This window comes from Dapis brunnea BLCC-M229, from assembly GCF_050015995.1.
GTDB lineage: Bacteria > Cyanobacteriota > Cyanobacteriia > Cyanobacteriales > Microcoleaceae > Trichodesmium.
In genome coordinates this window covers 69646-82712 of sequence record NZ_JBNHEP010000208.1, presented here as the reverse complement: position 1 = coordinate 82712, position 13067 = coordinate 69646, and the positions used below count along the sequence as shown (strand labels likewise).

Below are 13067 nucleotides of genomic sequence, written 5' to 3'. Positions count from 1 at the left end.
CTCACCTGCACCTATACCACTCAATAAACCTTCCAAGAAGCAGATAGTCAAACCATTTCCCATATCAACCCCACTTGAAAAACTCAATAAAACTCCAAAGAAACAAACTGCTACTCCAGAAGTAACAGAAACACAATTACCAACTCCTACAGAAGAAACTTCACCTCAACTGTAGGCAGAAATAAGTGAAGGAAACTGAGTATAATGTTAACTTTAACAGGACTTAAAACCAGAAACAAATCAGGTATGTTGATCAACAAATGTACAGCTTTAATCATTACTCTGTTTTTAGGTGTAATATGTTTGCTAATCAATATTAAAAGTTCAAAGTTAAAAGTAAGATTTTGTAGTTGATTATTGTAGGGTGCGTATTTACGGCTAAGATTTAGACTATGAAAGGCATTTAACAGTCCGTCGTAACGCACCATTGAATATGTGTCAGTCCACTAAACATGGTGCATTAGCTTTTTTCATAATCACCCCATCACCCCATCACCCCATCCCACCATCCCCCTATTTTCTAATGCACAAAATTGGCTGTGTCAGTCTACTACTGGAGTGGCACACTTAAAACCTACATTCCGCACGACAAAATGTAGCATGAAAAACGGAGACAGGAGACAGGAGACAGGAGACAGGAGGCAATCAAAGTGGTCAATAGGAGTAAGTAATTGAGTATTTATGCTTAATATTTTCCTGAGAATCTGACTCCTGAGAAAGGTCAATGAATAGGATTTATAGAGTATAAATACGAACCCGCGCTACCATTTTTTATACTACTTTTAATATTACAACTTGACGTGCGGAATATGGGTTAAAACTGTGCAATAGATTTTTGTTTCTAGGTGTGTTTACCTCTCCATCTAATACCATTTCTCAAAAACTTTTCTATACTTTCTTGAGTAGGGGAGTAAGGGAGTAGGTAGGAACGTTGCATGCAACGTCCGATAGCGAGAAATAAACATAATAATAATTAACATTAACTGGCTAACAATTAGGCAATAAGTTATTTTCCCTGTATTAATTATTTGATAACTGAAGTGTCGCCCAAGTATAGCATTAATGTATGGGAATTGGTATAACGCACTATTTTAGCTGTGTCAGTCCACTACAATAGCTATTTTGTAACTTCTGACTTCTGACTTTTGACTTCTGACTTCAAGTATAATGCTCTAGTGTTTCTAATAATTTTTGTTTGATGCGCGATCGCAATTTTTCTGGAGATATTACTACACAGTCTCCTCCATATTTTAATACTTCTCGAATGAGCCAGAATGGGTTGGACACCCGCCGAACTACTTGACGGACATCTCCCACTACTTCATTTTCGATATCTCTGTCCCTGGGTTCGTAAGCTTTGACCATACCTTTACAAAAGTGCAAATACACTTTTATGTAATCTAGACCTTCTTCTCGCCATTGTCCGTGAGTTTTGGCAATGGCTTTAATTCGGTCTAGTCGCAAACAACGATTGTGGATAAGTTCGGGAAAGTCTGTATTTTTAATATCTTCGGTTTCTTCACACCATATTTCTAAATAAAAACGCTTGTCTTGAAAAGAAATTTCGGCATAGCGGACGGTAAATTCGAGTTCTTCATCTTGTGCATTGCGATAGAGAATAATAAACGGTTGTCGGTCATTTCTGTATTGCTCGACTAATACGCGCCATGCCTCAGTTTGTTGTTGACCTAGTTCTTGTAGTAAAGATTGACGTAGGGGTTGTTCCAAATTTCCTCGCTCTAATAATAAAGCTAAAATGTCTTGCGCTTCTCCCATGTATCCTGAGTCTTTGAGTAATTTGACTGCTTGTAAGAGAGCTGAGACTTGAGTGGGGTTGAGGGTAAAAGGTGGCCCAATTTCTAGTTCTTGTTTTGCAATTGCAGTTATTAATCCAGAAGGACTGGGACTTTTACCCCAAAAAATGCCTAGACGACTTGCTAAAGCTTCTAATTGGGCTTTTGTACCTGGTGGAATTGACAGTGTAATTGTTTCTTTTTTTCTTGGCATTTAAAAAATGTAATTATAAATTGTTGCTATTTTGATTGTTATGTGTCAGTATAGATATATTGTAAATGCAAAATGGAGATAGAGATAGTTATGGCCGATTGTAGAGTTACAGTTTAATATTTTTGGCAAAAAAAAAGACCATTTTCCTTGGATGTGGATTTTATGGTCTTATTCTGGAGTTGTATTTTCATAGGGCAAATTAAAAAGGCCAGAGTATTACTCTAGCCTAAAAGCCCTGATAGGGATTTTTAAAGAGGCTCCACTCGATACTTAGTAATTTTCAATCCCTGGTAGGGATTAGATTTATTTGGTTTCTTGGAGCCTGTAGAAAATTGTAACAGTTATCCGAGTTAAAGAAAACTGACAATAGTGAATTTTTTCTACTCTATACTAGTAATACATAAAAAAAATATGCTACTCTAGAAGACGAACCGGATAAAAACCAAGTTCGCCTATGTGGGTCGCATCTCATAGGTTAGCACGGATTGTCTGGTAGTAAACCTATTGAGGAAATTTTATGAACTACTCAGCAGAGATAAAAAGACAAAAAATTGCTGTACTGACAGAAGTCAAAGAAACTTTCCAACGAGAAATAGATCGAATTAACAGGTTAATTCAAGAGTGGGAGTACGAAACTGTCGAAAATGATCGAGGGGATATAATCTCTTACGCTGATTATTTTGATTTAGAATTACGAGACAGTTAACTTTCACAATTAATTGTGGTTACTTGAGGAAGTGGGGAGTAAGTGTTCTTACTTCTCCTAGCTCCCAGTGGAGCGACTCTTGAGGAGTTGCTGGAAGCATATCCTGGGGATATTCTTGCTTGTCTTGCTTAGGGTGCAGAAATAGTCAGAAATTATGTGGAAGAGGGTACTTCTTAGCACTTTTATAATAGAAATATCAATTAATTAGAAGAGAAAGATTTTTACAGGAGGCGATCGCCAAAATCAAAAAATCAGGAGTTTAAAAACAGGATAAAAATTAATGAATGGCAAACAACTTTCTTTATTTGATATATCTAACCAAAAGAATTTATCTATCCAGGAAGTTATTCAAGATTATATAAAGATTGTAATTCCAGCTATGTATCAAAATAATTATCATTTGATACTGGCGAAAGGAGGTCCTGATTATCCCCATTTAGCAGAACAATCAATGTTCGGACATATTCTTAATGGAGCTTTTGGTTTATTCGAGATTCTTAAGTTTATTGAAACTGAAAAAATTTTTGTTTATGGTTTAAATGAATTAAGTATTCGTGAAGCTCTGGCTTTATACAGCATTCACGATGTACATAAATTTAATGATTTTGAAAAAATTGGGAAATCGGAATTTTCTATTCCTCTAGAAAGACTAGAAAAAGAATATAAAAATCTTGATTTAGTTGAATTTTCTGGTGAAGTTGATGCCTATTTAATGCGGGCTGGAAATGTTAGTAAAAGAAGCACGCATCATGGAGATTTATTACTTTCAAATAATGAAAATGGTAATTTGCTTTGGATTTTAGTCAGAATTGCTGATACTATTGCATCGGTTACATCACCATCTAAATTGGTTTTTTCATTAGAAAATTATTTGAAAGATTTGGCTCCAGAATTTAAGACACAATACAAACTGTATAGCCATGAATTAAAAGATATTCGGGGAGTTTTGACAAATTCAATACATACTGCTGTTAAAAATTGTTTATATCAAGAACTGGGTTTTCAAGATATAGCCTATTTTGCTACAGGAACTTTATATATCGGACTCAAACAGATTCAAAATTTTTCGAGAGCAGATTTAATTAAAAAAAATGTAGATGATGTATTAAATAGTTTAAAGCCATCACCAGAAATGGTTAAATCAGCAGCTAAAGAAGGGATACGAACTCAAAAATTTGATTTTGAAAAGTATGTCTATACTTTTAGTGACTTAGAAGATTTAATGCAAATTGCTTTAGACACTACTAATAAAGCCGAACCGAAAAAGATAGATGAAGATATTAACAAAACAGCAGAGAAAAAAAATGCTCCTAAAGATTGGAAGGAAACATTTGAAGCTAGATTTTCTGTTAGTTTAAATCAATCAAAATCTTTTCAGGAGAAATGGTCTTTGGTGAGAAGATACTTTCTTTATTTAGATAGTTCACTAAAGGAATTAAATCCAGATTTAGATAGAGTAATTTGGTTTTGTGAAACTTTTGATCTACCTGAAGAAATTATATCTAATCTGAAAGATGATGAATCTTTATTTTCTAGTGGTGGACTTGGTAAATACATAATAATACCTGGATATCATTTTTTGAAAGGTTCTGATTTTAAGGAACGTTCGGCAGAATCTTCTGATGATGCGACAGTAATGGAATTAGTTCATAAAAAAACTATAAATGCTCTGAAAAAAATTGATATTAATAAAGGTAGAAATAAAATTATTGCCGAACTTGGTTTTACTCCAGATTTAACAAAATATTTAGAGCAAAACTTACATTTATCTTTTGCACCTGAAATTAATTTGAGTGACGACGCAATATCTGGATATAGCCTTCAAAAGAAAAAAAGTTACTCCAAAATTTGCTCTATTTGTAATCAATTTAGTGAATATACTCAAGACTTGAGAACGGGAGTTTTTGGAGATTCAGGACAAAACTTTTCTAACCGGGTTTTACCTGCAAAATCTATTGGTAAACTACGTCCTTGGTGTCCGATTTGCCATTTAGAATTTATCATGCGTAAATTGATAGGTTTAGCTTTACCAAGTGGTGCTGATTACAATAGTTCTCGTCGGATTCACCTGTATGTTTTGCCGACGTTTTCTTTTACACCAGAATATGCAAAATTTTTGGATCGAATCTTGCGTCCGTTGCGAGAAGTTACTGCTTTACCAATACGAGACTATGGAGAGTCAGCACCGGGTTTTCCTAGATTATGGTTGGAGGAAGGCAAACTTGATTCAGATTGGATCGATAGAGCGATCGCTGTTTTTAATCGCGAAGCAGAACGAATAGCTGAAAAAAAGGGATATGTGGGTGAACGACTGTTAATGGGGAAAAGCACTCTAGAATTTAGTGACGAAGAGGAGGGAAATAATAACAGCAGTCAGGAAAAATCGAAATTAAAGTCTCAAGCAAACTATTATTTAATTCCCTGGGAACATTCAGCTAGAGGAGGAGATGATAATTCTCCCACTCGCACTGAAGCATGGGCAAAAGCAACATTCGCTGCGGCAGTAATTTCTAGTCTTACTAGCAGTCGGGTTTATGTTACCGAACTACCTTATTTACCTGTTGCCGATCCTAACGAATTGAAAGCAACTATCACTTTAGATTCACCCCCTGCAATTATTGCCAAATTACTCGGAAATGACCAAGATCCTAAATTGGCAAGTCGAGCGGATACAGTTAGTTTGTATGGAACGGAGGAAGGACATAAAAACGGTTTAGAGCGCGCTTTAGATTTATGTGCAGCTTTGTGGATGATTACCAGTTGCGTACATCGTCCTAACTCTCAAAGCAAAGATAAACAAATTGCTGAACGATTGGGAGATGTGGTAGTTAATCAATTAGCGGGAGCGCATTTTTACAAAGAATATAGTCGTTTGAATGAGGATAAATCTCCATTTTCTGTTCTGACAAAAGCTTGTGACACTTTACTAGAATATTTCGGAGGTGAACTTATGGATTTAGTTACAAAAATTGCTGAAAAATCATTAGAAATTCGTTTGCCATATCGCGAGTATGGACGAGGAAAAGCACATAATTATGAGTTAGCTTTTCGGGAAGTTGTAGATGCAATGCGTTCTGCTTTTAGGTTAGTACCTGAGTTACGTCAAACAGCTTTAACTGGAGTAATTCCTTCTGAACAAACAATTGAAGAATTGAAGCAACAAGCGTCGGGAACTGTACTTAAAGCTATGGAACGACGACGGAATACTAAACGTGGTGATGGTATCATTAATCCTAATCAAAATGATTTAGGAAAATTGGTGAGAGAATTTATCGATCTAGTAGTTGATGAAGTTTTTTTGAGTAGAGCAGATAGTTCATTTGCTGAATTTTTAAAGTTAGAAAATAGTCTTGCTGATGGAATTTACTATTACACAGATAGACACATAAATCAAAAATGGGAAGCATACAAAGCTACTCATTCAAAAAATAAAAATAAACCTGATTCTTCAGAATCTGAGTAAACTATACTGGCATTTCTTACAGTTATGAGGAATATTTACGATCCTCCTAAATCCCCCTTAGAAAGGGGGACTTTGAATACTTTCCCCTTTCTCAGGGGGCGGGGGGATATAAATACAATCCCCCTAAATCCCCCTTATATCATGTCCGGATGAATAGTTATAAATAATTAGGTAGGAGTCAACCCACCCCTAACCCCTCCTTGGAGAGGAACAGGAACTCAGCAGGAAGAAAGAAGCTTGAGGACGAAAAGTTTTTTTATCACTAATTAAGCGGACATGATATTAGAAAGGGGGACTTTGAATACTTTCCCCTTTCTCAGGGGGCGACTGTAACTCATAGATTAAAGAACTGCTATATTTTCCACTTATATCAAGTCTCATTAATTAGCCATAATAAAAATCTTTTCTCTGATAAATTTCTCCCTGTTCCCAGTTAAGTGTTCCCTGTTCCCTCAATTTTTTATTGTGGGTATTCAAAGAGACATGATATTAATTATTATTAGGAGAAAGAAAAAAATGACTAACAACAATATTCCAAAAATTAATTCTTTACAAAAGTATCTCAAATATTTTGCCAGCAATATCCCGAAAACACCAATGGGTAAATATGCAAGTATTATCATGTTGCGCGAAACAAAATCTTACGCAATTTTCACGACTGAAGGAGGACAACAACAGGATATTGAACGAACTAAAGCAGGATTAACTCATTCCGATCCTATGGATCGACTGGTGATGTTTAAACGCAAACAAGTTGCGCCAGAACGAAGGACGGGCAAAGCTTTGATGCGACAATATGGAGTATTTCCTTATGCAATGATTAATGATGGCGTAGTATATGGAGAAGAAGCAATCGCTCAAGAAGAAAAGAAAAAGAAGGACAAATCAAAAATCCGCAAATTTGATGACTGTTATCTAACAGCGGGGTTATGCGGACATTGTACTGACTGCATGACTTATGGTTACGCTGCAATTGAAGGAGAAGGTTCTCGTAGAAGTCGGGTGATGACTGATTCTTGCTTTAGTGTTCGTCCCTATGCTTTGATTCAAAAAGGTTTAAAATTTAATGTGATTGATGAAAAGACGCAAACTTCTGGAACAATTACAGAATATGACTATACTTCTCCGGAAGTTTTTCTTCCTGCTGTTGTTACGACTGTAGATTTGACAATGGATGAGTTTGTTTACATTCTGATTAACTTGATGCGGACAACTCGTTACGGGAAAGAGTCGTCGCGACAGGGGTTTATGCGTAACCATATTCTGGGTATTGCTTTTTCTGATATGGAACTGTTTTCCAATTTAGAGTTCAGTCAGTGTTTTTATGATGCTTTTGAAAGGGACACCAATATTGACTTGCTGAAAGTATTTTTGTCTAAGCAAAATTTTGATGACCATATTCCATCAGTTATTCAAACTCTTACAGAAGATTTGAACGGTCGTTTGCACATTATTACTAATAGTGATTACTTGGGAAAATTCGGCGACAGTCAACCTAATAATTGGATATATGGTATTGATGAAATACTGAGTGAAACCCGCAATTTAAGTAAAGATGAATCGTCTCTGACAGAATTTTTGCGCGAACTTAATACTCAGTCTGTCAGTTTCGCTCGTGAAATTAGTAATAAGTAATGAAAAAATGGATATTTACCGAGGAAAATTAGAAACAATGGATTATATTTTTTTCGCCACTACGGAGCGAGGAAAAGTTTATGAAACGGGAGCATATATCCATAATTATGCCTTATCTTATGCTTTGGGATTAGCAAAATCTCCCTATTTTCATCAGCTTCAAAAACCAAAATATCAAGAAGATTTAGAACCTCTCAATCAATTAGGAATTTACTTAACTCCTGCGCGTCCGCTAGAAATATCCTATCGCTTAATTCAATGGAATACGATTCAGGAAGTTTATGGTTTCCCAAAAAAAGAACGTAATATTGGTTATCCTGACTGGGGTTTTGCTCGTGTAATTAGACCAGGTAGCACTTTTGAGTTTTATGTGGCGATCGCTAATCCAAATTGTCTGGCAAAATTCCCTAATTTTGAGAATTTTTTGACAGGTAAAGGTTACATTCGTCTTGGCAAATTTATGGGTAAATCATGTCTGAGATTTAAAAAAGCTGAAAAAGTTGAAGATAAAGAGGGAAAATTTGACGCTCGAATTACTAAAAAAAGAGAACGAAAAGAAAAACAAGGTCGCACAGAATCATTGCTACTGAATTGGCGAGATATTCCAGTCGATCCAATTATTTGTGATATTTACCCATCAACTTTACCTACTCGTCTTATTGCTAATCCTAAGTACAAATTTGGTAAATACTATCTTGTTGAATTTGAAGAAACAGACAAAGAAATAGAAAAAATAGCTCAAGTATTTCTCCCTGCTAATATGAGTTTTGTTGCGCGGTCGCTAACTACTAAAAAAAGCCGAAAAAAATGATTAATCTAAATATTTTACCAGTTGCATTAGAGCAAATAAAAACTGACGAATGGTTAACAGGTAAGCAACCATATCAATATCAGTGGGAAGCTTACAAATTAATATGTGAAGCATTCGAGTCAAATCGAACTTTATGTTTATTTTTGATTACTCCCACAAGTAGCGGCAAGACATTAACATCCTATGCTTATAGCATTAATACAGGAAAACCAATGTTTGGCGTTTATCCCACTAACGAATTATTAGCGGATCAGGAAAGAACGTTACTTGAAGAATATGAAAAAGTTGGCAGTAATAGAGTTATCCGAGTAGATAGTAAAGCACTAGACGAATGGCAAATCGATCTCGAACTCCAACGTCATAGTCAGACTCTGGAAACTCTATTAAATTACAGACGAATTTTACTCACTAATCCAGATATTTTGTTTTACGTTGCTTTTGGATTATATCCGAAAATCAACAGTTTACGTCAAAGACTTTGGGAATTGGTAGGTAGTTACCGTTTGTTTGCCTTTGATGAATTTCATCTCTACAATGTCAAACAACAAGCAGATACAGCATATTTTGTGGGAGCTTTAAATGCAATTAACTCTAATGTTGGTAGGGTATTAATTTTTGCTTCAGCAACCCCCAACTTAGAAATGGTAAATCTGGTGCGTGACAAATTAGGTTTGTGGTTAGAAGTAGTTGAGTCTCATCCATCAGATAATCCTAACACCAGAGTTATCGCTCATCCAGTAAATTTGAAATTAGTACCTGCGGAATTAAGTCGTTGGCAAGGATTACAAGCATTAGATGAATCATTTGAAGAAATTGAATCGTTTCAGCAAAAATATTCTGACGCTCGCTACGTTGCAATTTTTGATTCAGTGGCAGCAGCGATTGGTGCAGCAAAATGTTTTAGAAATGCTTTTGACTTTGATTTAGTAGGAGAAATTCATGGATTAAGTTCCACTGTTATGCGTCAGGAAGCATTAGCTAAAAAAGTAACTGTAGGCACATCAACCATAGAAGTAGGAGTAGATTTCAAAAATAAGTTTGAGAAAGATTTTCTAATTTTAGAAGCTCGAACTAGCAGTCAATTTATTCAGAGATTCGGACGCATTGCCAGACATTCTAAATCACTCTCTATTCCTAACGAAGTTTTGGCATTAGTACCCGATTATGTCTACAATTTTTTAGGTGAAAAAACTCAATCAAACCCCACTTTAACAAGGGATAAATTACGAGAACTAATTGAGGAAACCTATCGTCAACCTCAAGACTTTAAGGGTTACTTAGCCAAACACGCTTGTGTAGAAATGATTGAAGCGACTAACTTAGTATTAGGAATGTTTCAACCAGATACTAAACCCCGGATTAAAGAGGAAATTACTAAAGTTATTAAAAATTTAACTGGAAAAGATTACTCGACAGCACAAAAAAAGCGATGGAGATATGAAAAAGAATTAATTTTGAAGCCTTTACTAACATTTCGAGGTAACGGTTTTGAAGCAGCAATTATTGACGAACGAGGTGAAGATATAGGTTTTCATGTCAAGCGATATAATCTAATGTTTCTATTACGTCGGGGTATTTTTCAAGAGTTAGATAAGAAAACTTTCATGGCAACTTTAGACAAAATTGGAACAGAAAAACCAGAGTGGTATTATGATGTAGAAAGGGAAAAAAAATTTGCCCAACTAATTGAACCATCACCAGAAAAATTGCTTGGCGTGTATGGCTTTTTTAAATTAACTGGATTAATAGATGATAGTGAAAAAACTAGACAAGTATGGTTTGAAATTCCAGAAGAAAATATTATGGGAAAAGTTGGTAAAATTACTACTCTCAAAGATTTAGAAATTAAAACCCAACCCCGAATACCAACGCGGTTACTTCAACGAACCTTAAATCGGAAAAAAATTGTCGCCTGGGCAATAGATAGTCATCCCAAAGCTATTAAATTAGGTCGTGCATTACCACCTTTATTTGAAGTTTATGAATTAAAAATTATTCTACCAGGTGGTAGTCTTAGCTCCCAATCATGGAGTATAGCTTTTAATCAAGATGCTTTCTTTTTAGATAGCTTATATTGGAATCTAAAAAAAACTAACGACATCATAATTGTTTAGAATTAATGTCGCATTGCCTTTACTATTTATCTGAAATTTAATACTTTTATCAAAATAATTTGCTCGCGTAATCCCGTCTTTTAAGGCGAAATATTTTTGAACTTAAATCCTCGTTACAAAAATAACTTCTGTACGTCGCCAATCCGACGGCTCATCTATCTGACTTCTGACTTCGTTAACGGTGAGAAATTAATTTGAAATAGTCTAAATTATCTCTGTCTAACCCACCCTACAGAAATTAAATTATCAATTTCAACATCAAAAAAATGCCTTATAGTCTTGTCCTTAACCTAATCCCAAAATCTCCTATTCCTAACGGATATCTAACAGGTAGACATCTCCATGCTTTGTTCTTAACTTTAGTTAGTTCCGTCGATAAAAATTTAGGCGATCGCCTCCATGAATCTACTGCAAATAAACCTTTTACTATTAGTCCTTTACAAACTAAAAAACCCCAGTCAAAAAGTCGCAACCATACTCTCCTCCAATGGCAACATAAAAATTCTATTCCAGTAAATACTAATTGTTGGTGGCGAATATCTCTTTTAGATGAGAATTTATTCGGTGAACTAACTAAACTTTGGTTGAATATTAATCCCGACAAACCCTGGCATTTAGGTCCGGCAAATTTAAACATTATTAGTATTCTGAGTACCCCCAAATCCGAGCAACCTTGGGTTGGTTCTTTTTCCTATCAAGAATTATATGAAAATGCTTCTGATTCTCAGAGAATTATTACTTTAAATTTTGCTACTCCTACTTGTTTTCGCCAAGGAACTTATGATACACCGATGCCTACTAAAGATTGTGTGTTTAATTCTCTGTTGAATCGTTGGGATAAATATAGTGGGATGGAATTTTTTGACATTCCACTAGAGTCTATTTATCCGAGTTATTTGGATATTAATACAGAAATTGTTTCTGATTCTCGGAGTAAGTTTATTGGCGTTGTAGGTGAGGTGACATATCGAATTTTTGGAGATATTGAACCAGAGAAAATTAAACAAATTAATGCTTTAGCTGATTTTGCTATCTATTGTGGTTTGGGTAGAAAAACGCCAATGGGAATGGGAATGGTGAGGCGGAGTTAGGGAGTGTGGGGAGTGTGGGGAGTGTGGGGAGAAATAAACATAATAATAATTAATGCGCTACTGGCTAATTATTATCAAAAAGGTTATTTACTAATTCTCAATGATTTGCGAAAAAAACTGTAGGGGTTTGGTCTCCAAACCCAACTAAAAATTACAACCTATTTAGGATTGCTATTCACAATTCCGACTCGCAATTACAGAAAAATCTTTGAGGAATTAAGTCTTAAAATCTACTATCAAAAATTGAGGTTTATTTATGCAAAATAATGATTATGTTCCAATTGCTGCTTTGAATCAATATACTTATTGCCCAGGGAATGGTGAGTCGGTTAAATGTTGTTTGAAGAGAACTCTCCCCAACCCCTCTCCTACAAAGATAGGGGCTTTGATCAAAGTTTAATTTTAGTTTTATTGCTCCCCCTTCCCTTGCAGGGAAGGGGGCTGGGGGTTAGGTTTTCTACTATCAAAAATTGAGGTTTTTTTTATGCAAAATAATGATTATGTTCCAATTGCTGCTTTGAATCAATATAATTATTGCCCTCATCGTTTTTGGCGGATGTTTTGTGCTGGAGAATTTGTCGATAATCAATACACAATTGAAGGTACAACTTTACACGACCGTATCCATACTTTGGGTGAAGGAAATCGAGAGGATGTTTGGCAAGTTCGTGCTGTTTGGTTAAAGTCAGAAAAATATAAATTAATCGGCAAATCAGATTTGATTGAAGCTGAAAATGGTGAATTTTTTCCTGTCGAATATAAACGAGGAAAAAAAGGAAAATGGGATAATGATAAATTACAAGTTTGCGCTCAAGCTTTGTGTCTAGAAGAGATGACCGGGAAAACTATTAATACTGGTTATATCTATTATGCTGAATCTCATCGACGGCAACTTGTAGAAATTTCAACAGATTTAAGAAACCAGGCGATCGCTACTATTTCTGATGTGTTGAAGTTGTGGGAATCAGGAATTATACCTCTGGCAGTTTATAGTCCTCGTTGTCGTGGTTGTAGTCTTTTTTCTCAATGTTTACCTTTAGCAAATGAGCGAGTAAATAAATATCGGGAAGAGGTTTGCTCACACGGATTATGCCACGGATATACGGATTAAGTTTCAATTTAGAATTTAGAATTCAGAATTTAGAATTCAGAATTTAGAAGTCAAAAGTTTAAATGTAGGTTGGGTTGCTCACACGGATTATGCCACGGATATACGGATTAAGTTTCAATTTAGAATTTA

Annotated in this window: 8 protein-coding genes; 7 read left to right on the top strand and 1 reads right to left on the bottom strand. The window is 35.2% G+C overall.

Features of this window, described 5'->3' with window-relative positions; translation table 11 throughout:
- Positions 1-1158 precede the first annotated feature (1158 nt).
- Positions 1159-2007: a helix-turn-helix transcriptional regulator gene (locus ACP6PM_RS23495; protein WP_426588925.1), complete on the bottom strand. Its 849-nt coding sequence runs from the start codon at positions 2005-2007 to the stop codon at positions 1159-1161.
- Between the two features lie 517 nt (positions 2008-2524).
- On the opposite strand from ACP6PM_RS23495, the gene ACP6PM_RS23490 reads away from it, so the two are divergent.
- From ACP6PM_RS23490 to cas4, 7 genes are all read left to right on the top strand, one after another.
- On the top strand, positions 2525-2713 hold the full coding sequence (locus ACP6PM_RS23490; RefSeq protein ID WP_426588923.1) for a hypothetical protein: 189 nt from the start codon (positions 2525-2527) through the stop codon (positions 2711-2713).
- Between the two features lie 280 nt (positions 2714-2993).
- Positions 2994-6176, top strand: coding sequence for a type I-D CRISPR-associated protein Cas10d/Csc3 (cas10d, locus tag ACP6PM_RS23485; protein ID WP_426588921.1), 3183 nt, complete (start codon positions 2994-2996; stop codon positions 6174-6176).
- Between the two features lie 516 nt (positions 6177-6692).
- The gene (gene cas7d, locus ACP6PM_RS23480; protein WP_426588919.1) at positions 6693-7811 is read left to right on the top strand and encodes a type I-D CRISPR-associated protein Cas7/Csc2; all 1119 of its coding nucleotides are present in this window, start codon (positions 6693-6695) and stop codon (positions 7809-7811) included.
- A gap of 7 nt (positions 7812-7818) precedes the next feature.
- Entirely contained in the window at positions 7819-8622 is an 804-nt protein-coding gene (cas5d, locus tag ACP6PM_RS23475; protein ID WP_426588917.1) for a type I-D CRISPR-associated protein Cas5/Csc1, read from the top strand.
- Complete coding sequence (gene cas3 / locus ACP6PM_RS23470) at positions 8619-10736, top strand: type I-D CRISPR-associated helicase Cas3' (protein WP_426588915.1); 2118 nt, start codon at positions 8619-8621, stop codon at positions 10734-10736. The genes cas5d and cas3 overlap by 4 nt, the downstream gene beginning before the upstream one ends.
- A gap of 266 nt (positions 10737-11002) precedes the next feature.
- Positions 11003-11827 (top strand): CRISPR-associated endoribonuclease Cas6, encoded by an 825-nt coding sequence (gene cas6 / locus ACP6PM_RS23465; protein WP_426588913.1) that lies wholly within the window; start codon positions 11003-11005, stop codon positions 11825-11827.
- A 484-nt stretch (positions 11828-12311) separates the two neighbouring features.
- Complete coding sequence (gene cas4 / locus ACP6PM_RS23460) at positions 12312-12938, top strand: CRISPR-associated protein Cas4 (protein ID WP_426588912.1); 627 nt, start codon at positions 12312-12314, stop codon at positions 12936-12938.
- Positions 12939-13067: the final 129 nt, after the last annotated feature.

Excerpts from the sequence above, each read along its gene's own strand:
- ACP6PM_RS23495 (WP_426588925.1), bottom strand. The coding sequence starts at position 2,007 with ATGCCAAGAAAAAAAGAAACAATTACACTGTCAATTCCACCAGGTACA.
- ACP6PM_RS23490 (WP_426588923.1), top strand. The coding sequence starts at position 2,525 with ATGAACTACTCAGCAGAGATAAAAAGACAAAAAATTGCTGTACTGACA.
- cas10d (WP_426588921.1), top strand. The coding sequence starts at position 2,994 with ATGAATGGCAAACAACTTTCTTTATTTGATATATCTAACCAAAAGAAT.
- cas7d (WP_426588919.1), top strand. The coding sequence starts at position 6,693 with ATGACTAACAACAATATTCCAAAAATTAATTCTTTACAAAAGTATCTC.
- cas5d (WP_426588917.1), top strand. The coding sequence starts at position 7,819 with ATGGATATTTACCGAGGAAAATTAGAAACAATGGATTATATTTTTTTC.
- cas3 (WP_426588915.1), top strand. The coding sequence starts at position 8,619 with ATGATTAATCTAAATATTTTACCAGTTGCATTAGAGCAAATAAAAACT.
- cas6 (WP_426588913.1), top strand. The coding sequence starts at position 11,003 with ATGCCTTATAGTCTTGTCCTTAACCTAATCCCAAAATCTCCTATTCCT.
- cas4 (WP_426588912.1), top strand. The coding sequence starts at position 12,312 with ATGCAAAATAATGATTATGTTCCAATTGCTGCTTTGAATCAATATAAT.